The organism is Pseudomonas sp. Root71, assembly GCF_001429045.1.
Taxonomy (GTDB): Bacteria; Pseudomonadota; Gammaproteobacteria; order Pseudomonadales; family Pseudomonadaceae; genus Aquipseudomonas; species Aquipseudomonas monachiensis.
This window is the reverse complement of sequence record NZ_LMHY01000029.1, coordinates 350,836-377,832: the sequence shown is the minus strand read 5'-3', so window position 1 is coordinate 377,832 and position 26,997 is coordinate 350,836. Positions and strand designations below refer to the sequence as shown.

Sequence of the window (26,997 nt, the reverse complement as noted above, 5' to 3'; positions counted from 1 at the left end):
GAGTCATTGCGAGCTTTTCGGTGCGTTGGCATCGAGTTCGGGCGTTTCGGGGGTTGGCGCAGGTTCTTGCGCCGGCACTTGCGGCAGCGCCTCGGGAGCCGTATTCGGTGAAGCGGCCGGAATCGGTGTTTGTTCCTGCGAAGCCTTGGCCTCCTGCGTACCGTTTTGTTCAGTATCGGTCGGCGATGTCTCTGGCGTGGCAGTGGGTGCCGGGCTGGAGCGGTAATCGGCGCGACGCTTGATCTGGAACTCCTTCACGGCATTGTTGTGGGCATCCAGGTCGTCGGAGAACACGTGAGTGCCATCACCACGCGCCACGAAGTAAAGGCTGTTGCCCTCCACCGGATTGAGTGCCGCATGGATGGCTTCGCGACCGACCATGGAAATCGGGGTCGGCGGCAGGCCCGCATTCATGTAGGTGTTATAGGGCGTCGATTCCTTGAGGTGAGCCCGGGTCAGCTTGCCGCTGTAGCGGTCGCCGAGGCCGTAGATCACTGTCGGATCGGTCTGCAGCAGCATGCCTATTGCCATGCGGCGCACAAACACGCCGGCAATCTGTCCGCGTTCCTGTGGCACACCGGTTTCCTTTTCCACCAGCGAAGCCATGATCAGCGCCTGGTAGGGTTCGGTGTACGGCGTATCTGCAGCGCGCTTCTCCCACTCCTTGGCGAGCACTTCATCGAGGCGGTCGTAAGCGGTTTTCAGCACCTCGACATCGGACATGCCCCTTACGTATCGATAAGTGTCAGGGAAGAAGCGCCCTTCCGGAAAAATCCCGGTGTGGCCGAGCTTGTCCATGACCTGGCTATCGCTCAAACCGTCGAGGCTATGATCGAGTTTTTCTTCCTTGGCCAGCGCTGCGCGGACCTGACGAAAATTCCAGCCTTCGACCAGGGTCAGGCTGTATTGAACCATTTCCCCGCGTTTCCACAGATCGATCAGGCCTTCGACGGTCATGCCAGGTTGAATGCGGTATTCCCCGCTGTGCAGAGGTTGTTTGGCCAGGTTGAAGCGCCAATACACCCGCAGCCAGAATGCGTCCTTGATGACGCCATTGGCTTCGAGTCGGTAGAAGGTGCGGGTCGGCGTGGTGCCCTTGGGCACATCCAGCAATTGTTCCTGGGCAATGTTCAGCGGCTGTACCAGCGCCGAATGAATCTTCCAGGCAGAAGCCCCCATCAGCAGCCCCGCCAGAACCACTCCGGTTTCCAGCAGCAGCAAGAGTTTACGTCTCACGTATCAAGCATCCAGTAGCACACGGGCAATGGTTTGGAGTTTACGGGTGAGCGGCCCAACCGGCCAGTGAAGAGCAGCATAGGCGCGCACCGGCCAGATACCATACACGCTGTTGCAGACAAAGACTTCGTCAGCCCATTGCAGCTGCTCGAGGGGGATATCGGTGATTTGCGTGGGGATTCCCAGCGACTTGGCCTGAAACAATATTTCGGCACGCATCACGCCTGCCACGCCGCAGCGCTTGAGGTCGGCAGTGATGAGCACGCCATCACGCACCAGGAACAAGTTGCTGAACACGCCTTCAATCACGCGCCCGGCCTGATCGAGCATCAAGCCTTCGGCATGCTCGCTGTCCTGCCATTCGGCACGGGCGAGGACTTGCTCAAGACGATTCAGGTGCTTGAGGCCGGCCAGTAATGGCTGCCTGGACAATCGCGTGACGCAGGGAAACAGACGAACACCCTGCTCACCGTGGACCCCAGGGTAAGCCGCCGGTGGATTGCCTTGCAGAATGCGTCGGGCCTGGGCCGAAGGATCCGGGGCGTAACCGCGCAGTCCGTCGCCACGGGTGAGAATGAGCTTGAGCACCCCATCACCCAGTGCCGCGGCGTAGGCCAACAGTTCGCTGCGGATCAGCTCATGCTCGGCGGTTATCGCCAGGCGTGAGCAGCCATCCGCCAGACGCGACAGATGCCGGTCCAGCAACACGGGCCGACCACTGCGCACGGCGATGGTCTCGAACAGACCATCGCCATAAGCCAGGCCGCGATCCTTCAGCGACAAAGCGTCAGCCGGCTGACCGTCGACCCAGCTGTCCATCAGCCTGCGAACCGGCGGAACACCAGCGAGCCGTTGGTGCCACCAAAACCGAAGGAGTTGGAAACGACCACATCGATATCCATGTTGCGCGCCGTGTGCGGCACGAAATCGAGGTCGCAGCCTTCATCCGGCTCATCGAGGTTAATGGTCGGCGGCGCCACCTGGCCGTTGATCGCCAGCACGCTGAAGATCGCCTCGACCGCGCCCGCCGCACCCAGCAGGTGGCCGGTCATGGACTTGGTGGAACTGACGGCCAGCTTGTAGGCGTGCTCGCCGAACACCGACTTGATCGCATTGACTTCGGCCAGGTCGCCTGCCGGAGTCGAGGTGCCGTGGGCGTTGATGTACTGCACTTGATCGCCATTGATTTTGGCATCGCGCAGTGCATTGGTGATGCAGCGCGCAGCACCCGCGCCATCAGCTGGCGGCGAGGTCATGTGGTAAGCGTCGCCACTGGTGCCGAAGCCGATCAGCTCGGCATAGATGGTCGCGCCGCGGGCCTTGGCGTGCTCGAGTTCTTCCAATACCAGCGCGCCGGCACCATTGGACAATACAAAGCCATCGCGGCCCTTGTCCCATGGACGGCTGGCGCGGGTCGGCTCATCGTTGCGGGTCGACAGCGCGCGGGAGGCACCGAAGCCGCCCATGCCCAGACCGCAGGCCGCCATCTCGGCGCCGCCGGCAATCATCACGTCGGCTTCGTCGTACATGATGTTGCGGGCCGCCATGCCAATGCAGTGGGTACCGGTGGTACAGGCCGTGGCGATGGCGTAGTTGGGTCCCTGTGCACCGAGGTGGATGGACAGGAAACCGGAAATCATATTGATGATCGAGCCTGGCACGAAGAACGGAGAGATCCGTCGCGGGCCGGTCTCGTGCAGCGTGCGGGCGGTTTCTTCGATATTGGTCAGACCGCCAATACCCGAGCCCATGGCCACGCCGATACGCTCACGGTTGGCGTCGGTGACTTCCAGACCGGAATTGCGTACCGCCTGAAAACCTGCGGCCAGACCGTACTGAATGAACAGGTCGAGCTTGCGGGCTTCCTTGACCGAGAGGTATTCCTCGACATTGAAGTCCTTTACCGAGCCGCCAAAACGGGTGGAATAGGCAGAAAGGTCGGCGTGTTCGATCAGACCAATGCCACTACGGCCAGCCAGAATGCCCTGCCAGCTGCTCGGCACATCCGTGCCCAGTGGCGACAACATACCCATACCGGTGACTACGACGCGTCTACGCGACACAGCACTCTCCTTTTTTCAAATGACGACTTTGCATCAGGCCTAAAGAAAAAACCGCACGCCTTGATGGCAGTGCGGTTTTTCCATGACAGCGAGCAACGATTACAAACTATTACGCCTGGTGGCTAGTAACGTAGTCGATTGCAGCTTGTACAGTAGTGATCTTCTCGGCTTCTTCGTCAGGGATTTCGGTCTCGAATTCCTCTTCCAGAGCCATCACCAGCTCAACGGTGTCAAGGGAGTCGGCACCCAGGTCTTCAACGAAGGAAGCAGTGTTGACCACTTCTTCTTCTTTAACGCCCAGTTGCTCAGCAACGATTTTCTTGACGCGCTCTTCGATGGTGCTCATACCTTGTTTTCACTCCTAATGGACAAATTCAGGCAGCTGGCCAGTGGGTAAGTGTATAGAAAGACTTTTCAGCTTTTCAACTGAAAGCTTCACTCCTCGTACCCGGTGACCCTCTGCCTATAAATAGATTGCAGCTTTATAACGGATTTTAGACAGCTCGTATGACATTTTTTTGAAGCAATCCGTCACATTTGAATTACATGTACATCCCGCCGTTCACCGGGATTGTAGCTCCGGTAACGTAAGCCGCACCGTCCGACGCAAGAAAAGCGACCACGGACGCGATCTCTTGAGCCTGCCCCAGACGCCCCAGCGGAATCTGCGTCTGCAAGGCTTCACGCTGTGCCTCGGGCAGTTCACGGGTCATATCGGTATCGATGAACCCAGGGGCCACCGAGTTTACCGTAATCGAACGCGAACCGACTTCACGCGCCAGAGCACGGCTGAAACCTTCCAGGCCGGCCTTGGCGGCAGCGTAGTTTACTTGGCCTGCGTTGCCCATGGCACCCACAACCGAGCCAATACTGATAATTCGGCCCCAACGGGCTTTGGTCATGCCGCGCAAAACGCCCTTGGACAGGCGGAACAGACTGTTCAGATTGGTATCGACAACGTCGTGCCACTCGTCGTCTTTCATGCGCATCATCAGGTTATCGCGGGTGATACCGGCATTATTGACCAGAATTGCCGGCGCACCGAACTGCTCCTGAATGCTCGCCAGAACACTTGCCACGGACTCGTCGCTGGTGACATTGAGTTCCAGGCCTGTGCCCTGGATACCGTTTTCCTTCAGGGTCGCGGCGATGCGCTCAGCACCCGACGCGGTGGTCGCGGTACCCACAACGATAGCGCCCTGACGCCCCAGTTCCAGGGCGATGGCCTGGCCTATGCCACGGCTTGCACCGGTGACCAGTGCAACTTTACCTTGCAGACTCATGCAAGCTTCTCCTGATTCAGGCCAACGCTGCACGGGCGGCAGCGAAAGCGTCTGGGGTATTGAGGTTGGATGTCGACACGCCTTCGGCGCAACGTTTGTTCAGACCGGCGAGCACTTTGCCCGGGCCACACTCGACCAGGTTGGTCGCGCCTTTGGCGGCCAGCGCCTGGACCGATTCAACCCAGCGTACTGGCTTGTACAGTTGTTCGAGCAGATCGCGCTTGAGGGTTTCCAGATCGGCCGGCACCTGGGCACTGACGTTCTGTACCACGGGAATCTGCGGCGCCTGCCAGTCGATCGCAGCGATCGATTCGGCGAAACGTTCGGCAGCCGGACGCATCAGCTCGCAGTGCGACGGCACACTGACCGGCAGCGGCATGGCGCGCTTGGCACCACGCGCCTTGCAGCCTTCGATGGCGCGCTCGACGGCAGCCTTGGCACCAGCGATGACCACCTGGCCCGGCGAGTTGAAATTGACCGCGCTGACCACTTCGCCTTGCGCCGCTTCGGCACAGGCTGCCAGTACGTCGGCATCGTCCAGGCCCAGGATAGCGGCCATGCCGCCCTGCCCGGCCGGAACGGCTTCCTGCATCAACTGGCCACGACGCTCGACGAGTTTCACCGCGTCGCCCAGGCTCAGGCTGCCTGCCGCGACCAGCGCGCTGTATTCACCCAGGCTGTGCCCGGCAACGTAGGCCGGGCGTGCGCCACCTTCAGCCAGCCACAGACGCCACAAGGCGATGGAGGCGGTCAGAATGGCCGGCTGGGTTTTATCGGTTTGATTGAGTTGCTCTTCCGGCCCTTGCTGGGTCAGTGCCCACAGGTCGTAACCCAGTGCATCGGAAGCTTCTTTGAATGTTTCAAGGACAACCGGATGTTGCGCGCCCAGCTCGGCCAGCATGCCGAGGGACTGCGAACCCTGTCCTGGAAAGACGAATGCGAGGGAAGCAGACATGTAACAAGCCCCTAATGATCTTGTCGTCGGAGAGTTGGCGCCCCACTTCGGGGACGCAAGAAACTGACAGTTGGATGGCCCATCGAACCAAGCGGTCACATTTAAGCATTGTCCGACGAAAACGCCTAAAGCAACAAATCCTCCAGACGACCGTGCAGGCGCTCGGGAAGATTCTCCTGAATCTCGATCAAGGCGCGCTCAATGGCACTCTGAAACCCCTGGACCCCTGCAGAACCGTGGCTTTTCACCACAATACCCTGCAAGCCGAGAAAGCTCGCGCCGTTGTGTCGGGCAGGCGCCAGATCGGCCTGCAGGCGCTTCATCAAGGGCAGCGCCAGTGCGCCAACCACGCGAGAGGCCACGTTCTTCCTGAACAACGCCTCGATGCGCCCGGCAATCATGGTCGCCAGACCTTCGCTGGACTTGAGCAGGATGTTGCCGACAAAACCGTCACACACCACCACATCCGCTTCGCCACGGTACAAACCGTCGCCCTCGATAAAGCCGATGTAATTGATGCCACGGGCGCCTTGCAACAAAGTCGCTGCCAACTTGACCTGTTGATTGCCCTTGATGTCTTCGGTGCCGATGTTCAGCAACGCCACCCGAGGACGCGCGATACCCAGGGTCTCAGCCGCAACCGAGCCCATGACCGCAAACTGCAGCAGATGCTCGGCACTGCAATCGACGTTGGCGCCCAGGTCGAGCAATTGGCAGTAACCCTTTTGTGTCGGAATCGCCGCCACCATGGCCGGGCGGTCAATGCCCGGCAGGGTCTTGAGCACGAACCGCGACAACGCCATCAGCGCACCGGTATTGCCGGCACTGACACAGGCCTGGACCTTGCCGTCACGCAACAACTCAAGCGCCACGCGCATCGACGAGTCAGGTTTGCCACGCAGGGCCTGGGCCGGCTTCTCGTCCATTGTGATGACTTCGCTCGCCGGGGCAATCGACAGGCGCGCGCGATCCACAGCCGGATGGCCAGCGATCAATTCTTCAAGAAGGGAGGGTTGACCGACGAGGGTCAGGTGCAGCGAGGGCGTAGCAGACAGGCAAGCAAGGCTGGCCTGGACAATGCTGCGGGGACCGAAGTCCCCGCCCATTGCGTCAATCGCGATGACTTGAGCGGACAAGTGATTACTCGTCAGCGCCCTTGTCGATCACTTTACGGCCACGGTATACGCCTTCTGGCGATACGTGGTGACGCAGGTGAACTTCACCGGTGGTTTTTTCTACAGACAGGGTGCTAGCCTCGAGAGCGTCGTGCGAACGGCGCATGTCACGGGCAGAGCGGGATTTTTTGTTCTGCTGAACAGCCATAATTGATTAACTCCTAAACGTTTGGGTCACGCTTTAACTGCGCCAATACACTGAACGGGTTGGACCGCGTTACCTCGTCCTCGCTCGGTTCGGGCTCATCGAGACCCGCCGGCTGCTGGCATTCTTCCGGATGATGAGCAGGCACAATGGGCAAGGCGAGCAGAAGCTCCTCCTCGATCAGTGACTGCAGATCCAAAGGATCTTCGCCCAGTTCCAGCACGTCATAACCTTTCGGCAACGACTGGGTATTCGCACCCTCCTTCACCACAGCGTAACTGCATTCGCTGTGGATCGGCAGGGTGACCAGCTCAAGACAACGCTGGCAAACCATTTTGACCTCAGTGTCGATAAAGCTGTGGATGACCACAGATTTACGTTCATCTCGTTCAAAAACGAATTTAGCCTGCACCGTACCGACATTGTCGGAAAGCGGGTCGCAGAGTCTCTCCAAATCGGCCAGCAGCATTTCACCTTGAAGGGTGGTGCCACGATCAGCCAATTTGCGCGGGTCAACGTGAGGTGGAATCGGGTCATTCAACATAGGCGCAGCATTATAGGGATGCCCCCGCCCATGTCAAAGGAAATTCAGCCCTGTCCGTCACTTGGAAGCCTCGCTAGAATTCGCACACGCCTTATGGAGTTGCGCATGCTGCCTTTATTACTCGCTTCCAGCTCGGCCTATCGCCGGGAATTGCTGACCCGCCTGCAGCTGCCTTTCACTTGCAGCTCGCCGGATATCGATGAAAGCCATCGCCCGGGCGAGTCCGCCATCGAGCTGGTCAAGCGCCTCGCCGAAGAGAAAGCGCGCGCCCTGGCCGACAGCCATACCGCTCATCTGATAATCGGCTCCGACCAGGTCGCTGTGCTGGGTGAGCGGATTATCGGCAAGCCCCACACCTTCGAAAAGGCCAGCGAACAACTGCTGGCCGCCAGCGGTGCCAGCGTGACGTTCCTGACCGGCCTGGCCCTGCTCAACAGCCAGACCGGGTACTGCCAGGTCGATTGCGTGCCGTTCACCGTACACATGCGCACACTCGACGCAACCCGCATCGAACGCTACCTGCACGCAGAGCAACCCTACGACTGCGCAGGCAGCTTCAAGGCCGAAGGCCTGGGGGTCAGCCTGTTTCGCAGCACCGAGGGCCCTGACGCCACCAGCCTGATCGGCCTGCCACTGATTCGCCTGATCGACATGTTGCTGGCCGAAGGCGTGCAAATCCCCTGAAAGCAAAAGATCGCAGCTTGCGGCAGCCCCCACACGAATTAGCGTAGGAGCTGCCGCGGGCTGCGATCTTTTGACCCAAGGCCGGATCAGCGCAACGACGGACCGTTAAAGCCCATCCACATCGCCAAATGCTCAGCCACGCTGGCACCGAGTTTTTTCGAGAAGCGATCGAATGGCGACTCCTGAACGGTGAAGTCCACCAGCTCTTTCTCGCCGATCACATCCCGTGCAACCGAACTGGCATTGCCCAACCCATCGATCAACCCCAGCGGCAGCGCTTGCTCACCGGACCAGACCAGGCCGGAGAACAGCTCCGGATGCTCCTTGTCCTTCAGGCGATCGCCACGCCCCTGCTTGACGCTGTTGATGAACTGCTTGTGGGTCGTATCGAGCACGCCCTGCCAGAAAACGGTTTCTTCCGGCTTCTGCGGCTGGAACGGATCGAGGAACGACTTGTGCTCGCCAGAGGTGTAGGTGCGCCGCTCGACGCCCAGCTTCTCCATGGTGCCGACAAAACCATAACCGGCTGCCGTCACACCGATGGAGCCGACCAGGCTCGCCTTGTCGGCGTAGATCTGATCTGCCGCGCTGGCGATGTAGTAAGCGCCGGAAGCCCCCAGATCGGAAATGACCGCATAGAGCTTGATATCCGGGTGCAGGCCACGCAGACGACGGATCTCGTCATAGACATAACCCGACTGCACCGGACTGCCGCCCGGGCTGTTGATGCGCAGGATGACGCCCTTGACTTTCTTGTCCTCGAAAGCCGCGCGCAGGCTGCCAACGATATTGTCTGCGCTGGCCGATTCCTTGTCGGCAATCATGCCCGTCACATCGATCAGCGCCGTGTAATTGGCACTGAGGGTAGCGGCCTTCTCCATATCCATCAGTGGCGAAAACAGGGCAATTGCGCCGAACAGATACACAAAAGTCAGTAATTTGAAGAATATCCCCCAGCGACGGGACCGGCGCTGCTCCTGCACGCCAGCCAGCAGCGTTTTTTCCAGCAGCTTCCAGCTCTTGTCGTCACCGCTCTCTGCGCTCGCCTTGGCGGGCGCCTTCCATTCGTCGGCCATGCCATCCACCCCAAAAACAACCGGTTAAGCCCGCTGACTCAGCCAGGCATGCAATTCTGAAAAACGGTCGATGGCCAGTCGCGGCTCATACAACTTCAACGCATCGATCGATTGAGCACCATAACTGACGGCCACCGAACCCATGCCGGCGTTGCGTGCCATCTGCAAATCGAAGGACGAATCACCGACCATCAACGCCTGCTCCGGGCGAACCTCGCAATGGGCGAGGATCTGCTCGAGCATCAGCGGATGGGGCTTGCTGGCGGTCTCGTCGGCGGCGCGAGTGATATCGAAGTAATTCTCCCAACCATGGGACTTCAACACCCGATCCAGCCCGCGACGGGCCTTGCCGGTCGCCACGGCCAGATGATAGCCCTCGGCACGAAACGCCTCGAGCGATTCGACCACACCCTCGAACAGCGGCGAAGGCACAGCCTCCGACGCAATGTAATGCTCGGCATAGTGCTCGCGGAACGCGATCAGCCCGGCATCGTCGATTTCGGGGTACAGGGTGCGGATCGCTTCCGGCAAGCCCAGGCCGATGATCCCCTTGACGGCCAGATCATCGCGCAGCTCAAAACCGGAACGCCGGGAGGCAACGTGCATCGCCTCGACAATTCGGCCAATGGAGTCGGCCAGGGTGCCGTCCCAATCAAAGATCAGCAGCTTGTAATCAGATGGGCGCACTCAATCGCTCCACGGTTTTGGCCCACATATCGTCAACCGGCGCTTGCAGCTTCAGTTCACCGCCATCGGGGAGCGGCACGGTCAGCATGTAGGCGTGCAGGAACAGGCGCTTGCCGCCCAGATCACGGATTTCCTTACTGAAATCGTCATCGCCATACTTGGTGTCGCCGGCAATGCAGTGCCCGGCGTGCAACGTGTGGACACGGATCTGGTGAGTGCGGCCGGTGATCGGCCTGGCTTCAACCAGGGTGGCAAAGTCGCCAAAGCGACGCAGGACCTTGAACACGGTCACAGACTCCTTGCCCTCCTCCTCGTCGACCTCGACCATACGCTCACCGGAGCGCAGATTGCTCTTGCCGAGCGCCGCTCGGACTTGCTTGATCGAGGACGCCCAGTTACCGCGAACCAGCGCCATATAGCGCTTATCAACGCCATCACCGCGCAAGGCTGTGTGCAGGTGACGCAGCATGCTGCGTTTCTTGGCGATCATCAGCAAGCCGGAGGTGTCGCGGTCAAGACGATGAACCAGTTCGAGCTCCTTGCAATCGGGACGCAACTGACGAAAGGCTTCGATGACACCGTAATTCAAGCCGCTGCCGCCGTGAACGGCGATGCCGCAAGGCTTGTTGATCACGATCAGCGCCTTGTCTTCGAAGACAATCGAGGCTTCGAGCCGCTGCAGCAGGCCTTGTGCCAGCGGTACCGGCTCGTCGCGCTCGGGCACGCGAACCGGCGGCACGCGCACGATATCGCCCGCCTGCAGCTTGTACTCGGGCTTGATCCGACCCTTGTTCACGCGCACTTCGCCCTTGCGCAAAATGCGGTAAATCAAGGTCTTGGGCACGCCTTTGAGTCGGGCGAGAAGGAAATTATCAATGCGCTGGCCGGCATATTCCGGCGAGACCTCAAGCAGTTGTACGCCTGGAGTCGGGGGGGTAGTCGTCGTCATGGCGCGGATGATAACAATTTTTTATGGAATTGAAGCACTTAATCATTGCTGCTATAGTCGCGAACGCCGCCAAAAGCGGCCTGGACAGCGGACCAACGGTCAAAAACCGGCCCTGACCAACGCAATTCACCAGGACGCGAGGCCGTCCTACGGGGCTTTCGCTACGTAACGGTGGAGTTTGCAGGTGTAACGAGCGCAGGTGACATGAGGCCTGAATCACGCCACAAAGCAGAGTTTTCCACTCGTTTTGCGAGCCATATTCACGGCCAGTTCACAAAGTGCAGTCAGCTGCGAATGACCCCGAGCGAAGGCATCGGAAACAACGCCTAAATTAGCCATGATGCGTGACCTCCCCTTTCGGAGCTCACGGTAAATGCCAACCCGCTGCGGATTCTGCGCGCGGCAGCACCCGAATTATCAGGGATACGTGTAGGGTGGAGATGCACAACCGCCGGACTGTGTAGCAACAGGCTTTCTCAAGACGCTTCATCTCGTCCACAGCCGCTGGTTGATTCCTCCTCCTGACTGAGTGCTTAAGTAGCCACAGCAAGCAGGACGCGTACGTCGCGATGAAGGCCCACATTGGCCGGACTTCGCTGGACACGGGAAATGGCCAACCACTCCCGACGCACCTGACACCGACCGTGAGAAGTCGTGTGTGCCGAACGCCGTTTCCGGCAGCCCGGAAACCGACGGTACTACATGAAAAGAATGCTGATTAACGCAACTCAACCCGAAGAGTTGCGTGTTGCACTGGTAGATGGCCAGCGCCTCTACGACCTGGACATCGAATCCGGTGCACGCGAGCAGAAGAAGGCCAACATCTATAAAGGCCGGATTACTCGCATCGAACCAAGCCTCGAGGCTGCCTTTGTCGATTTCGGCTCTGAGCGCCACGGCTTCCTGCCCCTCAAAGAAATCTCCCGCGAATACTTCAAGAAAGCCCCTGAAGGTCGCGTCAACATCAAGGACGTCCTGAGCGAAGGCCAGGAAGTCATCGTTCAGGTCGAAAAAGAAGAGCGTGGCAACAAGGGCGCCGCCCTGACCACCTTCATCAGCCTGGCCGGTCGTTACCTGGTGCTGATGCCGAACAACCCGCGTGCCGGCGGTATCTCCCGTCGCATCGAAGGCGAAGAGCGCAACGAACTGCGTGAAGCCCTGAACGGCCTGGTTGCCCCGGCCGACATGGGCCTGATCGTGCGCACTGCCGGCCTGGGCCGCAGCAGCGAAGAAATGCAGTGGGACCTCGACTACCTGCTGCAACTCTGGACCGCCATCAAGGAAGCTTCGCTGGACCGCGCCGCGCCGTTCCTGATCTACCAGGAAAGCAACGTGATCATCCGCGCGATCCGCGACTACCTGCGCCAGGACATCGGCGAAGTGCTGATCGACAGCGTTGAAGCCCAGGACGAAGCCCTGACCTTCATCCGCCAGGTGATGCCGCAGTACGCCAGCAAGATCAAGCTGTACGAAGACAGCGTTCCGCTGTTCAACCGTTTCCAGATCGAAAGCCAGATCGAAACCGCTTTCCAGCGCGTTGTCGAACTGCCTTCCGGCGGTTCCATCGTTATCGATCCGACCGAAGCCCTGGTGTCCATCGACATCAACTCGGCGCGCGCCACCAAAGGCAGCGACATCGAAGAAACCGCACTGCAAACCAACCTTGAAGCGGCCGAGGAAATCGCCCGTCAGTTGCGCCTGCGCGACATCGGTGGCCTGATCGTCATCGACTTCATCGACATGACCCCTGCCAAGAACCAGCGCGCCGTGGAAGAGAAAGTCCGCGAATGCCTGGAAGCCGACCGCGCTCGCGTGCAAGTCGGTCGCATCTCGCGCTTCGGCCTGCTGGAAATGTCCCGTCAGCGCCTGCGTCCGTCCCTGGGCGAAAGCAGCGGCATCGTCTGCCCGCGCTGCAACGGCACCGGCATCATCCGTGACGTTGAATCGCTGTCCCTGGCGATCCTGCGCCTGATCGAAGAAGAAGCCCTGAAAGACCGTACCGCCGAAGTTCGTGCACAAGTGCCGATCCCGGTGGCCGCGTTCCTGCTCAACGAAAAACGCAACTCGATCACCAAGATCGAACTGCGCACCCGTGCCCGTATCGTCATCCTGCCGAACGATCACCTCGAAACGCCGCATTTCGAAGTGCAGCGCCTGCGTGATGACAGCCCGGAAGCCGCGACCAACCAGTCCAGCTACGAAATCGCCGCTGCCGCTGCCGAAGTCGAAGAAGTCCAGCCAGCCGCTGCGACCCGCACCCTGGTTCGCCAGGAAGCCGCGGTCAAGACGGCCCCGGCCCGCGCCAACGCTCCGGTTCCGACCGAAGTGGCCGCTCCAGCCCCTGCTCCGGTTGCAGTGCCTGAGCCAAGCCTGTTCAAAGGCCTGGTGAAGTCGCTGGTGAGCCTGTTCGCCACCAAGGAAGAGCCTGTTGCTCCGGCCGTGGTTGAAAAGCCTGCGACCACCGAGCGTCCAGCCCGCAACGAAGAGCGCCGCAACGGTCGCCAGCAGAGCCGCAACCGTAACGGTCGCCGCGATGAAGAGCGCAAGCCTCGTGAAGAACGTGCACCGCGTGAAGAGCGCGCACCACGTGAGCCGCGTGAAGAACGTCAGCCACGTGAAGTGCGTGAACCTCGCGAGACCCGCGAAGAAACGCCAGCAGTAGCCCGCGAAGAACGCGCACCACGCGCGCCTCGTGAAGAACGTGCACCGCGCGCTCCGCGTGAAGATCGCAAGCCGCGTGGCGAGCGTGAAGAACGCGTTCGTGAACTGCGCGAGCCCCTGGATGCCACTCCGGCTGCTCCGGCCGCCGCTACAGCTGCTACGGCTGCTACCGCTGAAGAGCGTCCAGCTCGCCAGCCACGTGAAGAACGCGCTCCACGCCCACCGCGTGAAGAACGCCAGCCACGTGCCGAACAAGCTGCCGCAGCCACAACTGAAGAAGAACTGGTCACCAACGAAGAGCAACTGCCGGAAGACGGTCAGGAAGGCGCCGAGGGCGATCGTCCACGCCGCCGCTCCCGTGGCCAGCGTCGTCGCAGCAACCGTCGCGAGCGTCAGCGTGACGCCAACGGCAACGTGATCGAAGGTTCGGAAGAGTCCGAATCCGGCGAAAACGCTGAAGCGCCAAGCACTGCTGACCTGGCCGCCGGCCTGGCTGTCACCGCAGCCGTTGCCAGCAGCGTGATCAGCGCTCCAGCCGAAGCTGAAGCCAATGTGCAAGCCGAACGCGCCACTGCCGCGACGCTCGAAGCAGCTCCGGTTGAAGCGCCAGTCGTTGAAGCGACCACTCCGGTCGAAGTCACCGCCTCGCCGGAAATCGAAGTAGCGCCAGCGCCGGAAGCTCAGCCAGCTGTTGAAGCGGCTGCCGAGCCAGCGCCAGTGGTAGAAGCTCCTGCCCAGGTTGCAGACGCGGTTGTTGAAACCGTGACTGAAACCGTGCGTGAAGTTCGCGAAGAGCAAACCGCATTCAACTGGGTTGCCGAGCCAGCCGTCGCTGAAGCCGCTGCACCAGCCGCTGAGACCCAAGTGGCTGAAGCCATGGTTTCCGAGCCGGTGGTTGCCGCCGCGGAACCGGCTCCAGCGCCGGTGATTGAAGCGCCAGTCGTTGAAGCGCCGGTCGTTGCCGAAGCACCCGCTCCGGTAGTCGAAGCCGCGCCTGCCAGCTCCCTGACGCCAAGTGGCCGTGCGCCTAACGACCCGCGTGAAGTGCGTCGTCGCAAGCGTGAAGCCGAGCGTCTGCAGAAGGAAGCTGAACTGGCTGCCGCTGCGGCTCCTGCTGAAGCGGCTGTCGCTGCCGAACCTGCACCGGCCGCCGAAGTGACTGCCGAGCCGGTTGAGTCGGTGATCCACGAAGCACCGCGCTCCGTTCAGGAAGCGGTAGAGCAACACGAGCAAGCCGAGGAAAAAGAACACGAGCCTAAACCTCTCGTCTGATTCCATCGGCCAATGAAAAGCCCCGCCTGGTGATCCAGGCGGGGCTTTTTATTTCAGTAAAGATCAAAAGATCGCAGCCTTCGGCAGCTCCTACAGATGAACGACGTAGGAGCTGCCGAAGGCTGCGATCTTTATGACTTCACTCAAAAACCAATTTCTGCGGCACATCCACATCCCACAAAACCCCGGGATCATTCACCGCAACCTCAACCACCCGCCCCTGGGCGAACAACGGCTTGGCGCCGCGATCCCCCGATAGCGCCATCAACCCCGCCGCGAAGTCCCGTCCGAAGCCGACCGGATGCCCGTATTCGCCGTCCTGCACGGGCACACTGATACAGTCATCGCCAATACCTGTCACCACCTGCTCGATACTGGATGGCAGAATGAACGGCATATCTCCCAGCACCATCAACCAGCCATCGAGCTGCTTGCAGGCAGCGACTCCCGCGGCAATGCTGTCGCCCATTCCCGTCGATTCGATCAGTACAATCTCGCAGCCATAGGCCTGGGCCATGCGAATCACTTGCGGGCGGTCAGCAGTGGTCACCAGCACGCGCTTGTCCAGCACCGCCGGCAGGTTGACCAACGTGTGCTCGATGACGGACCGCACCACGCCGTCACGCCCGGTGCAATCGGCCACCAATTTATCCTTTTCGGCACCCGCCACCTGGCGAAATCGACTGCCCTGCCCCGCCGCCAACACGATGACGCCAATGGACTTGCTCATACATCCTCCCGCAGGGTTTTCTTCTGCTTCAGTTCGATGCCGTTTTTGACCGCCACGATTTCCGCCATGAGCGACAAGGCAATTTCCGCCGGATTATGACTGCCGATGTGCAAACCGATCGGACCATGCAAGCGGTCAATCGCCGATTGCGACAACCCCAGTTGAGCCAGGTTTTCCCGGCGCTTCTGGCTGTTGACCCGCGATCCCAGCGCCCCGACGTAGAAAGCCCTGGAATCCAGGGCTGTGAGCAGCGCCATGTCGTCCAGACGCGGATCATGGGTCAAGGCCACGATGGCCGTGCGCTCATCGGTCTGGATGTTCAATACCGCCTCATCCGGCATGCCCGAAACGAATCGTCCGTGCTGCTCCTCCCAGCCGTAGACGAACTCGCTACGCGGATCGCAAATCAGCACCTCGAAATCCAGCAGCCGGGCCATTTCCGCCACATAGCGCGACAGCTGCCCCGCGCCGATCAGCAGCAAGCGCCAGCGCGGACCATAGATCGCTCGCAACGTCTGCCCGTCGAACATCAACACGTCAGCTTTACCGGCCGGCTGCAAAATCACTTTGCCGGTGGTCAGGTTCAGTTCACGGGCAACGATTTCATGGGCCTCGCATCGAGCAAGTAATTGTTCGACCCAATCCCCATCGTCGATACGCTCCTCGGTCAAGCGCAAGGTGCCACCGCAGGGCAAGCCGAAACGTGCGGCTTCCTCGCGGGTCACGCCGTAGGTGATCAATTGCACCGGCGGCCCGTCAAGCGCGAGGCGCCCGTCGTGCAGCCGGGCAATCAAGTCATCTTCGACACACCCACCCGAGACCGAACCAATCACCATGCCGTCTTCGCGCAAGGCCAGCATGGCGCCGGGTGCCCGGGGCGCTGTGCCCCAGGTTTCGACCACGCTGTACAACACCACCCGCTGACCGGCGCGATGCCATTGCAACACGCTGCGCAGGACGTTCAGATCGGCGCTGTCCATCAGGCGTCGGCCTTCTGCCAACCCGACAGCTGATAACGAACCGGCAGATTGCGAATGCGTTTGCCAGTGGCAGCAAAGATCGCATTGCACAGGGCCGGCGCAATCGGTGGCACACCCGGTTCACCCACACCGCCCAACGGCACGTTGCCCGGCGGCGTCACCAGATGCACCGCCACTTCCTTCGGCGCCAGGGACATGCGCGCCACTTCGTACATATGGAAGTTATCCTGCTGGACCTTGCCGTCCTTGAAGCTGATCTCTCCCAGCACCGCGTTGCCCAGGCCCATGACGCAGGCGCCCTCGAACTGCGAGCGAATCCGTTCGGGGTTGATCTGCGGACCGCAATCCACCGCAATATCCGCCTTGTGCACGACCAAGGTGCCGTCGTCCTTGACCTCCACCTCGATCACCGCCGCCACATAGGTCACGAAGCTGTAATGCACCGCCAGGCCAAGGCCGCGCCCCTTGGGCAACTCACGCCCCCAACCGGCGGCTTTGGCGGCGGTCTCCAATACCGTGCGCAGGCGCGCGGTGTCGATCGGATAACGCTCGGGGGACTCGCCGTAGTTCCACTCTTCACTCAAGGTGCGCGGATCGATCTGACGGTCCGGGCCGAGCAATCTGATCTGGTACTTCAGCGGGTCCTGCCCGGCCTTGTGCGCCAGTTCATCGATAAAACTCTGGATCGCGAAGCCATGGGGAATGTTCGACACCGAGCGATACCAACCCACCCGGGTATGCACCGTTGCCTCGGGGTTCTCCAGGCGAATGTTGGGAATCGCATACGCCATGTTGGTGAACCCCATGCCCAACTCGAACGCCGCCTCATGGTTCATGCCCGGCGCAAACAACGCAGTGATGCTCGGCGCCACCGTACGGTGCAACCAGCCGGACGGCAGGCCATCCTTGTTCAGGCTGGCCTTGAGATATTCGGCCGACACGGTGTGGAAGTAGGAATAGTGGATGTCGTCTTCACGAGTCCATTGCACCCGCACCGCTTTGCCGGGGAACTCCTTGGCGAGGATGGCGGCTTCGATGATGAAGTCAGGCTTGGACTTGCGCCCGAATCCGCCACCGAGCAGGGTCACGTTGAACGTGACTTTGTCGAACGACAGGCCCAGGCGCTCGCCGATCCGCTCCCGGGTGACCTGCGGCGCCTGGCTCGGCCCCCAGGCTTCGCACGCACCGTCCTTGAACCGCGCAATGGCGACCATCGGCTCCATCGGCGACTGTGACAGATGCGGCAAGTAGTAGGAGGCTTCCAGGGTGCTATCGGCGCTGGCCATGGCCTCTTCAATGTTGCCGGCATTACGCACCACCTTGCCCGGCTTGAGCGAGGCAGCTTCGAGCTCCTTGCGGTAAGCAATCGAGTCGTAGCTGGCGTTGGGGCCGTCGTCCCACTCGATTTTCAGTGCCTCGCGGCCCTTGATCGCCGCCCAGGTATTGCTCGCCACCACGGCAATGCCGCCCAAGGGTTGGAACTCCGAAGGCAACGGACGGCTTTCGATCTGCAGCACCTTGAGCACGCCGGGGACTTTCATCGCCGCGCTGCCATCGAAGCTTTTGACCTTGCCGCCATACACCGTCGGCCGCGCAATGGTCGCGTACAGCATGCCGTCGACATGCACGTCGGCGCCGTACACCGCACGACCGTTGACGATGTCTTCACCGTCGATGGCCTTGGTGCCTTCCTTGCCGATATATCGAAATTCCGAAGGTTGCTTGAGTCTCAGGCTGTCGCGCGCCGGCACGGCCAAAGCGCCAGCAGCGGCGGCCAGGGCTCCATAGCCCAGCTCACGACCCGACGGTTTATGGATGACTTTATGAAGTTGCGCATGGCACTCGCCGACGGACACTTTCCACTGGTCGGCGGCAGCCTGTTCCAGCATGGCCCGCGCAGCGGCACCGCAGCGACGCATCGGCTCGTACCAGTGACGCATGCTGCGCGAGCCGTCGGTGTCCTGGTTGCCGAAACGTACTTCATCGCCGGGGGCCTGCTGTACTTTGACCCTTGCCCAATCGGCCTCCAGTTCATCGGCCACCACCATGGTCAGGCTGGTGCGCACGCCCTGGCCCATCTCCGAGCGATTGCAGATCACGGTCACCGTGCCATCGGCGGCGATGCTCACATAGACTTTCGGATCGTCGACCCAACCGTGAGGCATGCCGTCGGCACCGAACTTTTTCTCTTTGTCCTCGGCAAAAGCGTCTTGCCAGCCCCAGCTCGCCGCCAAAACCAGCGCGCTGGTGGCGCCCACGCCTTTCAGAAAACCACGGCGACTAAGGTTGCTCAGGGCGAAATCATTCGGTAACCGGCTCATGCCTTGGCCTCCTTCAGGTGAGTGGAGGCCTGGCGGATCGCGGTCTTGATGCGATTGTAGGTGCCGCAGCGGCAGATGTTGCCGACCATGGCTTCCTCGATCTGCTCGTCGCTCGGGTTCGGATGGGTCTTGAGCAGCGCTGTCGCCGACATGATTTGCCCGCCCTGGCAGAAGCCACATTGGGCCACTGCCGTGTCGAGCCAGGCTTGCTGCACGACTTTGCCGATCGGGTCGGCGTGCAGGTTGTCGATGGTGCTGACATTCTGCCCGACGACAGAACCGATGGGCGTGATGCAACTGCGTGCCGGAGCCCCTTCGATATGAATGGTGCAGGCGCCGCACAGGCCCATGCCGCAACCGAATTTGGTGCCGTTGTAACCGGCCACATCGCGGATTGCCCAGAGCAACGGCATGTCCTCGGTGACGTCGAGTTGATGGTCTTGACCATTGAGTTTCAGGGTAATCATGGGCACGCCCGCATAGATCTTGAGTGATGGGGTCGAGCAATCTGCCGCTGGATCTCGGTGGGTCGCACGCAGATCGACTCAGGCTAATGGGCTCTCTTGTACAGACGAAAACGGTCTGCACCGGGCCTTTGGTGGAGCAAGAGTGTGCATCGTTAGCTGACTAAGTTAACCGAGCATTAACAAAAAAGCCCTGCACAATAAACATTGTGCAGGGCTTTTTGATCTGTCCTGGAAGCTTAGGGGGCGTTCTCAATAGCGGTTTGGCTCCATTTCCAGATCGACATGGAAACGCTCGGAAATGTCTTTCTGGATGCGCTGCGCCAGGTTCAGCAGTTGCAGGCCCGTCGCGCCGCCATAATTGACCAGCACCAGCGCCTGCAATTTATGCACGCCAGCATCAGCCTCACGGAACCCCTTCCACCCTGCCCGCTCGATCAGCCAACCGGCGGCCAGCTTCATCTGCCCGTCGGGTTGCGCATAGGCCACCAGGTCGGGGTATTCGCCCTTGAGTCGTGCAGCCAGCGCCGCCGACACCAAAGGGTTCTTGAAGAAGCTGCCGGCATTGCCGAGTACGGCCGGGTCCGGAAGTTTTTCGTTGCGGATGCTGCAAATGGCCTGGCTGACATCGCTGGCGGTCGGATGCTCGATGCCCTGTTCGGTCAGGCGCTGACGCACCGGGCCGTACTCCAGGTGCAGATGCGCGGCGCGGTCGAGGGCGAAACGTACGCGCAGGATCAACCAGCGCCCCGGCTCCTGTTTGAACAGGCTGTCGCGGTAAGCGAAGTTGCACTCTTGCAATGTGAAATCGCGCAGTTCGCCGGTCTGGCGATCGAGGGCAGTGAGGCCGGCGAAGACGTCCTTGATCTCGACCCCATAAGCGCCAATGTTCTGCATTGGTGCCGCACCGACAGTGCCGGGAATCAGGCTGAGGTTTTCCAGACCGGACAAACCCATGGACAGTGTGTGTTGCACAAAAGGATGCCAGGGCTCGCCCGCCTCGGCCTCGACCACCACTTTACCGCCCTCATCGCTCAGCACGCGACTCCCGCGGGTGGCCATGCGCAGCACCAGTGAATCGATATCCGCCGTCAGCAGCAGGTTGCTGCCGCCGCCGATCACCAGCACCGGGACCTTGCGCTCCAGCCCGTAGGCCAAGGCTTCGCGCACATCGGCGTCGCTATGGGCCTCGGCAAAGAACCGGGCCTGGACATCCACGCCAAAGCTGTTGAACGGCTTGAGCGAAACCTGCGATTGAACCTGCAAACTCATAACCGTCCCTTCAATTCGATCACCAGCAAATCACTGGCGCGTTCGATCAGGTCCAGCACCTGCTCGAAGCCCTGCTCGCCGTCATAGTACGGATCCGGCACTTCATCGACCGGCGACTGGTAGCGACGCAGGAACAGGTCGAGTTCGGCCTTGCCCTTGGCCGGCTGCAAGGCCTTGAGGTTGCGCAGGTTGCTATTGTCCATCGCCAGGATCAGGTCGTAGGTGGCGAAATCGGCACGGCTGACTTGCCGGGCGCGCTGGGCGGACAAGTCATAACCGCGCAGCTTCGCCGCTGCCTGACTGCGCTTGTCCGGCGCCTTGCCGACATGCCAGTCACCGGTGCCGGCGGAGGCCACTTCAACTTGATCGGCCAGGCCGGCCTCGCGCAGTTTATGCCGCAGCACGCCTTCGGCCGTGGGGGAACGGCAGATGTTGCCCAGGCAGACAAACAGAACCCGCATCACGCCTCCAGCAGGCGACGAACGCGCTCAAGGTCTTCAACGGTATCGACGCCGGCTGGCGGCGCGATCAGTGCGTCGGCCACGTGGATCCGCACGCCGTGCCACAGCGCACGCAGCTGTTCCAGGCACTCGGTGTTTTCCAGCCAGCATGGGCCCCAGCTGACGAAATCCTGGAGGAAACCGGCGCGGTAGGCATAGATACCGATATGGCGGCGATACGGCACACCTTCGGGCAACTGCTCAGGGTTCACGGCGAATGCATCCCGCGCCCAAGGCAAAGTGGAACGACTGAACGTCAGCGCCAGGCCATTGAGGTCGCTGACGACCTTGACCACGTTGGGATTGAACAGGGTGTCCGCGTCTTCGATCGGCTCGGCCAGGGTGGCCATGCGCGCTTCGGCGTGGGCCGCCAGGTTGGCGGCGACCTGATCGATCACGCTCGGCGGGATCAGCGGCTCGTCGCCCTGGACGTTGACCACGATGGCGTCGGGCGCCAGGCCCAGCTTCATCGCGACTTCGGCCAGGCGATCAGTGCCGGAGTTGTGGTCTTCACGGGTCAGTACCACTTCGGCACCAAAGCCTTTGCAGGCCTCGACGATGCGCGCGTCGTCGGTGGCCACCACCACACGCCCGGCGCTGCTTTTACTCGCCTGTTCCCAGACGTGCTGGATCATCGGCTTGCCGGCGATCAGCAGCAGCGGCTTGCCCGGCAGGCGGGTGGAGGCGTAACGCGATGGAATGACGACGGTAAAGGCTGTGGTCATTTATCCAGGCGCTCGTCGGTGGTCAGGGTGCGCGCTTCGGATTCGAGCATCACCGGGATGCCGTCGCGAATCGGGTAGGCCAGGCCTGCACCCTTGCTGATCAGCTCGGTCTTGTCGGCGCTGAGCTTGAGCGGGCCTTTGCAGACCGGGCAAGCGAGGATATCGAGCAATTTGGTGTCCATGAGCATTCCCTGGAAAAAACGGAGTTAAGGCAACAAACGAGCCGGCAGCAGGCGCATCAACTGTGTGTCGAACCAGGCCACGAAGGCCGGCGACGGCACGGCATCGACCGCCAGGTACCACCAGTCGGCGGCGGCAAAGGCACGGCATTTCACCGCGTCCTTTTCCGTCATCACCAACGGCAATGACGGCGTGAAATTCAACGCCTGCACGCTGTATTCGGCGTGGTCGGCAAACGCATGTGGAACCGGCTGCCAGTGTAGCGTTTCGAGGGTCTTGAAGAAACGTTGCGGATTGCCGATGCCGGCCACCGCGTGCAGGGCCTGGCCGCTGGGGAAGTAGTCAAGGGGACGTCGTTCGCCGCTGCGCAGGTTGACCAGCGCGGTGGGTTGCAACTGGAAGGCAAATCCATCATCTCGGTCAGATGCGGCACCATTGTAGAGCACCGCGTCGACGCTTTGCAGACGCTCGACCGGCTCACGCAATGGCCCGGCAGGCAGGCAACGGCGGTTGCCCAGGCCGCGGGCGGCATCGATCAGCACCAGTTCCAGGTCACGGGCCAGGCGGTAGTGCTGCATGCCGTCGTCGGACAGGATCAGGTCCAGCGGCTCGCTGGCCAGCAAGGCTTTGACGGCATTGCTGCGATTGGGGTCGATCATCAGCGGCACGCCTGTGCGCTGGACGATCAGCAACGGCTCGTCACCGGCGACGTCGGCGCTGTGCTCGGCCTCGACCCGCCATGGCAATTGCGGCGGTTTGGCGCCGTAGCCCCGGCTGACCACGCCGACCCGCAGGCCGCTGCGCTGGCAGTGGTCGATCATCCACAGAATCAGCGGCGTCTTGCCGGTGCCACCCACGGTGATGTTGCCGACCACGATCAGCGGCACCGGCGGCTGATAGATCTCGCCCTCACCCGCCAGAAAGCGCTTGCGCTTGTTCATGACCACGCGCCGGTACAACCATTCCAGCGGCTGCAGCAGTTTCAGGGCCGGATGACCTGCGTACCACGCGGCGAGCAATCGATCGGACATGGCCATCAGGGCGCCGGGGGCGCCGCCTCGATGGTGGTCATGCGCAAATGACTGAAGCCGAGCTTGCCGGCTGCATCCATGGCTGTCACCACGGACTGATGCGCAGTCTTGCCGTCAGCGCTGATGGACAGCGGTCGGCTGGTGTCGCCATTGGCTTCTTTTTGCAGCGCGTCCATCAGCGAAGCCAGGTCGCTTTTCGGCAAAATCCGGTTGTTCACCGAGAACACGCCGTCGGCGCTGATGGCGATGTCCAATGACTTGTTCTGATCGTCGGCCGGCGCGCCGCTGACGGCTTCCGGCAGATCGACGCGTAGCTGGGTTTCACGGGTGAAGGTGGTGGTCACGACAAAAAACAACAGCAGGATGAACACCACGTCGATCAGCGACGCGAGGTTGATGTCCACCGTTTCCCGTGGTTTGCGGCGGAATTTCACGCTTTGCCCTCGGCCAGGTCCACGTCGCGGTCGCCCTGCACTACCTCGACCAGTTTGATCGCTTCCTGCTCCATCCCTACCACCAGCTCATCGATCCGGCGTTGCAGGAATCGATGGAAGAATACCGCCGGGATACCGACCATCAAACCGGCGGCCGTGGTGATCAGGGCCTTGGAAATACCACCGGCCAGCACCGAAGCGTTGGTGGTCATGCCACTGCCGGTAAACGCGCTGAAAATATCGATCATGCCCAGCACGGTACCAAGCAAGCCCAGCAACGGGGCCATGGCAGCAATAGTGCCGAGGGCGTTGATGTAACGTTCCAGATCGTGGATGACCCGCGCAGCAGCCTCTTCGATGCACTCTTTCATGATCTCGCGACCATGCTTGGAGTTGGCAAGGCCCGCGGCGAGGATCTCACCCAGCGGCGAGTTGGCGCGCAGTTCCTTGAGTCTGTCTTTGTTGAGTTTCTTGTCCTTGATCCAGACCCAGACCTGCCCGAGCAAGTGCTCCGGGGTCACGCGGCTGGCCCGCAGGGTCCACAGACGCTCGGCAACGATCGCCATGGCCGCGATGGAACTCAAAATGATCGGCAGCATCATCCAGCCGCCGGATTTGACCAATTCCCACACAGTGACAGCCCCCTCGAAAAAGTGCGCCACTCTAACATAGGGGGTGCAAGCACCGAAGACCGTGATGTCGCATCCGGTCGTGCCTTTATAATGCTCGTTTATGGATTCAAGGGCGGCGGATCGCGCCAGAAACGCCGTTCCTGGCGCATTGACCACGGCGACTCGAAGCGTCCCAGTTGCAGACGAATGGCACCCTGTTCGACGCTGTCGTAGATCGCCACTCCACGTTTTTGATAACGCGCGATGACCGTAGGATGCGGATGGCCAAACGAATTGCCTTGCCCGCGAGAGATCAGCCCCCCTTTGGGTCGCAGGACATCCAACAGGACATTGGACGACGAACTGCGACTGCCGTGGTGTGGCGCCTGCAGCCAATCGGTGGGCCGGGCCAACGCGCTGTCCAGCAGGGCTCTTTCGGCGGCGGCATCAATGTCGCCACTCAACAGCAACCGTTCACCATTGGCTTCGATCAACAAGACACAGGAGTTCTGGTTGCTGTCGCCGGCCAATGGCCAGTGCCAGAACTGGAAATCGACTTCATCCCAGGTCCATTGCCGACCGCTCTCACAGCTCCCGGCTTGCAATTGCGCAGGCAAGTCTGACGGTTCACCACTGACCACCTGTTTCACCGGCAAGCCCCTGGCAATCGCCGGGGCACCGCCGGCATGATCGGCATGGGCGTGGCTGATAAGCATCATGTCGAGCCCCTTCACCCCCAGTTTGCGCAATGCCGGCAGCACCACCCGCTCCCCTTGGTCGAGTTCACCGAAACGCGGGCCGGCGTCGTACAGCAACGTGTGATGCCGAGTGCGTACCAGGATTGACAAGCCCTGCCCCACATCCAGTTGCCAGACTTCGGCCATGCCCTCCTGCAACATCGGCCTGGGCGAAAAAACCAGCATCAACAGCATGGGCCAACCTAACGGGCGCATCGGCAAGCCTCGCGGCAGCAATAGCAAAAAGGCGCCAATGGCACCGATTACCCAAGCCCATGGCGGGACTGCCGCGGGCACCCACGCGGGAACCTGGCCGGAGACGAGCCCCAACGCCCTGAACCAGCCATCGATCAGGCCACCGGCCAGCCACAGCAACTTCTCACCCACGTAAGGCACCGGCAGCAACAGTGTCCCGAGCAACGCCGGCGGCAGGACCACCAGACTGATCCAGGGCACCGCAAATAAATTGGCCAGCGGCCCGCTGAGACTGATTGGCAACCCCAGCGCCAGTAACAACGGACACAGACCGATTGCAATCAGCCACTGGGCACGGGTCCAGGTCTGCCACCAGCGCCAAGGCCCCAAACGTCCGCCGAAGGTCAATATCAAGACTGCCACGGCCGCGAAAGACAGCCAGAAACCAGGCTGGAGACTCGACAGCGGTTCCAGCAGCAATATGCCGTCGAGTGCCAGCAACAGTGGCCACCATGCACCGAGATGACGGAACCGCAGACGCCACAACAACACCATTGCAATCATCAGGCAGGCCCGCCGCACCGGCACCTCGAAACCGGCCAGCATCCCGTAGCCGAGCGCAGCGGCGAATGCCAGGCCACACGCCCAGGGCAACCATGGCAGACGGTTCGGCCATAACCCGAAGCGGGCCAGGCCGGCGATCAACAGATACACCACGCCCGCCAACAATCCGATGTGCTGCCCGGAAATCACCAACAGATGCACCGTGCCGGTGTCCTGCAATACCTGCCAGTCTTCGCGGCTCAGCCCGGCGCCGTCCCCGAGTACCAATGCCGTCAACGCGCCGCTTCGCCCTTGGGCATCCACCGCCAGCAAACGCTGGCGGATGGCATCGCGCCAGGCCCATCGGGCTGGCGCAAGGCGTTCGCCCTGCTTGATCGTCCCGATGGCCCCGATGCGTTGCGCCAACAACCAGGCCTGATAGTCGAAGGCCTGCGGATTGAGGAGCCCGACCGGGCGCTTCAACTTGACGGCCAGCCGCCAGCGCTCGCCACCGCTCACCGGCGGTCCGCCATACCAGGCCAGGCGCATTTGCCGCGGCAGCCGGGTCCGTCGGGACTGGATGTCGGTCAATTCGAAACGCACGACGCCATCGTCCTGCCGGGGCAAGCCCGTGACCCGGCCTTCGACCCAGCGGGTTTCTCCATCCAGCGCCGGCGGCAACCGGTCATCCAGCGCCCACTGCGCATTCGCGCAGGCCCAACTCAAGCCGAACAGGTAAAACGCCACCGGATAGGTCCTGAACGGCAGCAACATCAGACCCGCCACCGGCATCGCCAGCCACAACCAGACCGGCGGTAATACCGGTAAAAAACGCAAGGTCAACAGACCCAGCGCCAGCGCCATCATCCCTGTGCGCATAAGCCCGTCCTTGAAAGTCCCCTCCAAGGCTTAGCCCGCCCATCGCGCCAGCGCCGTTATTAATTGTCACAAAGTCTGAATGGGTAGTTCATGGAATCCAGACATACTTGCCGCCTTGACCGACCGAGAAGCCTTATGCCCCGGCGCTTATTCAAACGTTACATGCCAGACCCGATGAGTATCAGGGAACACAAATCCTTACGCTTTCTCGGCACGCTGCTGCATGACCCGAACCTGTGGCACCTCAACCGCCACTCCGTTGCCCGCGCCATGGCGGTGGGCCTGTTCGCCGCGTTCCTGCCGATCCCGCTGCAGATGCTGCTGGCGGCAATCCTCGCCATCATCGTGCGCGGCAACATGCCGATAGCCGTGAGTCTGGTCTGGCTGACCAACCCGATCACCATGCCCGCGGTGTTCTTCTGCACCTACCAGACCGGCGCCTGGCTGATGGACGTTCCCGCCCGACAGTTGCCGGACTCACTGACCTGGGAATGGATCAGGGGTGAAATCTCGACCTTGTGGCAACCGTTCCTGCTGGGCTCGGTAGTGACGGGGCTGGTACTGGGTGCACTGGCCTACTTCCTGGTGATGATGTATTGGCGCTGGTGGGTGGCCAGGCAGTGGAAGCGGCGCAAGAAAAGCCGGATGTGAGAATGCAGAACGGC

The 26,997-nt window shown here is 61.3% G+C and carries 27 protein-coding genes; 3 read left to right on the top strand and 24 right to left on the bottom strand.

Going from position 1 to position 26,997, the window contains the following annotated elements; translation table 11 throughout:
• Nucleotides 1–3: 3 nt before the first annotated feature.
• The 9 genes from mltG to ASD95_RS25490 form a co-directional block, all read right to left on the bottom strand.
• Nucleotides 4–1,236 carry an endolytic transglycosylase MltG gene (gene mltG, locus ASD95_RS25530; protein ID WP_056727217.1) on the bottom strand — a complete coding sequence of 411 codons (1,233 nt, stop codon included), beginning with the start codon at nt 1,234–1,236 and terminating at the stop codon, nt 4–6.
• A gap of 3 nt (nt 1,237–1,239) precedes the next feature.
• Entirely contained in the window at nt 1,240–2,055 is an 816-nt protein-coding gene (gene pabC / locus ASD95_RS25525) for an aminodeoxychorismate lyase (RefSeq protein WP_056727218.1), read from the bottom strand.
• Nucleotides 2,055–3,299 carry a beta-ketoacyl-ACP synthase II gene (fabF, locus tag ASD95_RS25520; protein WP_056727219.1) on the bottom strand — a complete coding sequence of 415 codons (1,245 nt, stop codon included), beginning with the start codon at nt 3,297–3,299 and terminating at the stop codon, nt 2,055–2,057. Before fabF ends, pabC begins: the two co-directional genes overlap by 1 nt.
• Before the next feature lie 109 nt (nt 3,300–3,408).
• Nucleotides 3,409–3,645: an acyl carrier protein gene (gene acpP / locus ASD95_RS25515; RefSeq protein ID WP_003175607.1), complete on the bottom strand. Its 237-nt coding sequence runs from the start codon at nt 3,643–3,645 to the stop codon at nt 3,409–3,411.
• 196 nt (nt 3,646–3,841) lie between these two features.
• The gene (gene fabG, locus ASD95_RS25510; RefSeq protein ID WP_056727220.1) at nt 3,842–4,582 is read right to left on the bottom strand and encodes a 3-oxoacyl-ACP reductase FabG; all 741 of its coding nucleotides are present in this window, start codon (nt 4,580–4,582) and stop codon (nt 3,842–3,844) included.
• 16 nt (nt 4,583–4,598) lie between these two features.
• A complete protein-coding gene (gene fabD, locus ASD95_RS25505) occupies nt 4,599–5,537 on the bottom strand; it encodes an ACP S-malonyltransferase (protein WP_008050436.1) in 939 nt (312 codons plus the stop codon).
• A gap of 125 nt (nt 5,538–5,662) precedes the next feature.
• Nucleotides 5,663–6,673, bottom strand: coding sequence for a phosphate acyltransferase PlsX (plsX, locus tag ASD95_RS25500; protein WP_082563017.1), 1,011 nt, complete (start codon nt 6,671–6,673; stop codon nt 5,663–5,665).
• A gap of 4 nt (nt 6,674–6,677) precedes the next feature.
• Nucleotides 6,678–6,860 (bottom strand): 50S ribosomal protein L32, encoded by a 183-nt coding sequence (gene rpmF / locus ASD95_RS25495; protein ID WP_003179396.1) that lies wholly within the window; start codon nt 6,858–6,860, stop codon nt 6,678–6,680.
• A gap of 13 nt (nt 6,861–6,873) precedes the next feature.
• The gene (locus ASD95_RS25490) at nt 6,874–7,401 is read right to left on the bottom strand and encodes a YceD family protein (protein ID WP_008050439.1); all 528 of its coding nucleotides are present in this window, start codon (nt 7,399–7,401) and stop codon (nt 6,874–6,876) included.
• A 105-nt stretch (nt 7,402–7,506) separates the two neighbouring features.
• Here ASD95_RS25490 and ASD95_RS25485 point away from each other — a divergent pair, with 105 nt between their 5' ends.
• Complete coding sequence (locus tag ASD95_RS25485) at nt 7,507–8,085, top strand: Maf family protein (RefSeq protein ID WP_056727222.1); 579 nt, start codon at nt 7,507–7,509, stop codon at nt 8,083–8,085.
• 86 nt (nt 8,086–8,171) lie between these two features.
• On the opposite strand, the gene ASD95_RS25480 is transcribed toward ASD95_RS25485, so the two are convergent.
• Genes ASD95_RS25480 through rluC form a run of 3 tightly spaced genes read right to left on the bottom strand, consistent with a single transcriptional unit; the run spans nt 8,172 to nt 10,797 of the window.
• Complete coding sequence (locus ASD95_RS25480) at nt 8,172–9,161, bottom strand: S49 family peptidase (protein ID WP_056727223.1); 990 nt, start codon at nt 9,159–9,161, stop codon at nt 8,172–8,174.
• 24 nt (nt 9,162–9,185) lie between these two features.
• A complete protein-coding gene (locus ASD95_RS25475) occupies nt 9,186–9,848 on the bottom strand; it encodes an HAD-IA family hydrolase (protein ID WP_056727224.1) in 663 nt (220 codons plus the stop codon).
• Entirely contained in the window at nt 9,835–10,797 is a 963-nt protein-coding gene (gene rluC, locus ASD95_RS25470; RefSeq protein WP_056727225.1) for a 23S rRNA pseudouridine(955/2504/2580) synthase RluC, read from the bottom strand. Before rluC ends, ASD95_RS25475 begins: the two co-directional genes overlap by 14 nt.
• Before the next feature lie 702 nt (nt 10,798–11,499).
• Here rluC and rne point away from each other — a divergent pair.
• Nucleotides 11,500–14,730, top strand: coding sequence for a ribonuclease E (gene rne, locus ASD95_RS25465; protein WP_056727226.1), 3,231 nt, complete (start codon nt 11,500–11,502; stop codon nt 14,728–14,730).
• 139 nt (nt 14,731–14,869) lie between these two features.
• Here rne and ASD95_RS25460 read toward each other — a convergent pair whose 3' ends face one another.
• The 12 genes from ASD95_RS25460 to ASD95_RS25405 form a co-directional block, all read right to left on the bottom strand.
• Entirely contained in the window at nt 14,870–15,460 is a 591-nt protein-coding gene (locus ASD95_RS25460; protein ID WP_056727227.1) for a nucleotidyltransferase family protein, read from the bottom strand.
• Nucleotides 15,457–16,440: an XdhC family protein gene (locus ASD95_RS25455; RefSeq protein ID WP_056727228.1), complete on the bottom strand. Its 984-nt coding sequence runs from the start codon at nt 16,438–16,440 to the stop codon at nt 15,457–15,459. Before ASD95_RS25455 ends, ASD95_RS25460 begins: the two co-directional genes overlap by 4 nt.
• A complete protein-coding gene (locus ASD95_RS25450; protein WP_056727229.1) occupies nt 16,440–18,761 on the bottom strand; it encodes a xanthine dehydrogenase family protein molybdopterin-binding subunit in 2,322 nt (773 codons plus the stop codon). Before ASD95_RS25450 ends, ASD95_RS25455 begins: the two co-directional genes overlap by 1 nt.
• Nucleotides 18,758–19,228, bottom strand: coding sequence for a (2Fe-2S)-binding protein (locus ASD95_RS25445; RefSeq protein WP_015096391.1), 471 nt, complete (start codon nt 19,226–19,228; stop codon nt 18,758–18,760). Before ASD95_RS25445 ends, ASD95_RS25450 begins: the two co-directional genes overlap by 4 nt.
• 249 nt (nt 19,229–19,477) lie before the next feature.
• A complete protein-coding gene (gene murB, locus ASD95_RS25440) occupies nt 19,478–20,497 on the bottom strand; it encodes a UDP-N-acetylmuramate dehydrogenase (protein ID WP_056727230.1) in 1,020 nt (339 codons plus the stop codon).
• Complete coding sequence (locus ASD95_RS25435) at nt 20,494–20,958, bottom strand: low molecular weight protein-tyrosine-phosphatase (RefSeq protein ID WP_056727231.1); 465 nt, start codon at nt 20,956–20,958, stop codon at nt 20,494–20,496. The genes murB and ASD95_RS25435 overlap by 4 nt, the downstream gene beginning before the upstream one ends.
• Nucleotides 20,958–21,722, bottom strand: a complete 765-nt coding sequence (gene kdsB, locus ASD95_RS25430) for a 3-deoxy-manno-octulosonate cytidylyltransferase (protein ID WP_056727232.1) — start codon at nt 21,720–21,722, stop codon at nt 20,958–20,960. The genes ASD95_RS25435 and kdsB overlap by 1 nt, the downstream gene beginning before the upstream one ends.
• Nucleotides 21,719–21,904 carry a Trm112 family protein gene (locus ASD95_RS25425; protein ID WP_003179363.1) on the bottom strand — a complete coding sequence of 62 codons (186 nt, stop codon included), beginning with the start codon at nt 21,902–21,904 and terminating at the stop codon, nt 21,719–21,721. The genes kdsB and ASD95_RS25425 overlap by 4 nt, the downstream gene beginning before the upstream one ends.
• Before the next feature lie 24 nt (nt 21,905–21,928).
• Nucleotides 21,929–22,939 (bottom strand): tetraacyldisaccharide 4'-kinase, encoded by a 1,011-nt coding sequence (gene lpxK, locus ASD95_RS25420; RefSeq protein WP_056727233.1) that lies wholly within the window; start codon nt 22,937–22,939, stop codon nt 21,929–21,931.
• The gene (locus ASD95_RS25415) at nt 22,939–23,367 is read right to left on the bottom strand and encodes an ExbD/TolR family protein (RefSeq protein ID WP_056727234.1); all 429 of its coding nucleotides are present in this window, start codon (nt 23,365–23,367) and stop codon (nt 22,939–22,941) included. Before ASD95_RS25415 ends, lpxK begins: the two co-directional genes overlap by 1 nt.
• Nucleotides 23,364–23,999 carry a MotA/TolQ/ExbB proton channel family protein gene (locus ASD95_RS25410; RefSeq protein ID WP_056727235.1) on the bottom strand — a complete coding sequence of 212 codons (636 nt, stop codon included), beginning with the start codon at nt 23,997–23,999 and terminating at the stop codon, nt 23,364–23,366. Before ASD95_RS25410 ends, ASD95_RS25415 begins: the two co-directional genes overlap by 4 nt.
• A gap of 98 nt (nt 24,000–24,097) precedes the next feature.
• Nucleotides 24,098–26,332, bottom strand: coding sequence for a DNA internalization-related competence protein ComEC/Rec2 (locus tag ASD95_RS25405; protein WP_056727236.1), 2,235 nt, complete (start codon nt 26,330–26,332; stop codon nt 24,098–24,100).
• Between the two features lie 135 nt (nt 26,333–26,467).
• Here ASD95_RS25405 and ASD95_RS25400 point away from each other — a divergent pair, with 135 nt between their 5' ends.
• Entirely contained in the window at nt 26,468–26,983 is a 516-nt protein-coding gene (locus ASD95_RS25400) for a DUF2062 domain-containing protein (RefSeq protein WP_056727237.1), read from the top strand.
• Nucleotides 26,984–26,997 lie beyond the last annotated feature (14 nt).

Bases quoted from the DNA above. Each gene is read 5' to 3' on its own strand.
- pabC (WP_056727218.1), bottom strand. From the start codon at position 2,055: ATGGACAGCTGGGTCGACGGTCAGCCGGCTGACGCTTTGTCGCTGAAG.
- acpP (WP_003175607.1), bottom strand. From the start codon at position 3,645: ATGAGCACCATCGAAGAGCGCGTCAAGAAAATCGTTGCTGAGCAACTG.
- fabG (WP_056727220.1), bottom strand. From the start codon at position 4,582: ATGAGTCTGCAAGGTAAAGTTGCACTGGTCACCGGTGCAAGCCGTGGC.
- fabD (WP_008050436.1), bottom strand. From the start codon at position 5,537: ATGTCTGCTTCCCTCGCATTCGTCTTTCCAGGACAGGGTTCGCAGTCC.
- rpmF (WP_003179396.1), bottom strand. From the start codon at position 6,860: ATGGCTGTTCAGCAGAACAAAAAATCCCGCTCTGCCCGTGACATGCGC.
- ASD95_RS25490 (WP_008050439.1), bottom strand. From the start codon at position 7,401: ATGTTGAATGACCCGATTCCACCTCACGTTGACCCGCGCAAATTGGCT.
- ASD95_RS25485 (WP_056727222.1), top strand. From the start codon at position 7,507: ATGCTGCCTTTATTACTCGCTTCCAGCTCGGCCTATCGCCGGGAATTG.
- ASD95_RS25480 (WP_056727223.1), bottom strand. From the start codon at position 9,161: ATGGCCGACGAATGGAAGGCGCCCGCCAAGGCGAGCGCAGAGAGCGGT.
- rluC (WP_056727225.1), bottom strand. From the start codon at position 10,797: ATGACGACGACTACCCCCCCGACTCCAGGCGTACAACTGCTTGAGGTC.
- rne (WP_056727226.1), top strand. From the start codon at position 11,500: ATGAAAAGAATGCTGATTAACGCAACTCAACCCGAAGAGTTGCGTGTT.
- ASD95_RS25460 (WP_056727227.1), bottom strand. From the start codon at position 15,460: ATGAGCAAGTCCATTGGCGTCATCGTGTTGGCGGCGGGGCAGGGCAGT.
- ASD95_RS25455 (WP_056727228.1), bottom strand. From the start codon at position 16,440: ATGGACAGCGCCGATCTGAACGTCCTGCGCAGCGTGTTGCAATGGCAT.
- ASD95_RS25450 (WP_056727229.1), bottom strand. From the start codon at position 18,761: ATGAGCCGGTTACCGAATGATTTCGCCCTGAGCAACCTTAGTCGCCGT.
- ASD95_RS25445 (WP_015096391.1), bottom strand. From the start codon at position 19,228: ATGATTACCCTGAAACTCAATGGTCAAGACCATCAACTCGACGTCACC.
- murB (WP_056727230.1), bottom strand. From the start codon at position 20,497: ATGAGTTTGCAGGTTCAATCGCAGGTTTCGCTCAAGCCGTTCAACAGC.
- ASD95_RS25435 (WP_056727231.1), bottom strand. From the start codon at position 20,958: ATGCGGGTTCTGTTTGTCTGCCTGGGCAACATCTGCCGTTCCCCCACG.
- kdsB (WP_056727232.1), bottom strand. From the start codon at position 21,722: ATGACCACAGCCTTTACCGTCGTCATTCCATCGCGTTACGCCTCCACC.
- ASD95_RS25425 (WP_003179363.1), bottom strand. From the start codon at position 21,904: ATGGACACCAAATTGCTCGATATCCTCGCTTGCCCGGTCTGCAAAGGC.
- lpxK (WP_056727233.1), bottom strand. From the start codon at position 22,939: ATGGCCATGTCCGATCGATTGCTCGCCGCGTGGTACGCAGGTCATCCG.
- ASD95_RS25405 (WP_056727236.1), bottom strand. From the start codon at position 26,332: ATGCGCACAGGGATGATGGCGCTGGCGCTGGGTCTGTTGACCTTGCGT.
- ASD95_RS25400 (WP_056727237.1), top strand. From the start codon at position 26,468: ATGCCCCGGCGCTTATTCAAACGTTACATGCCAGACCCGATGAGTATC.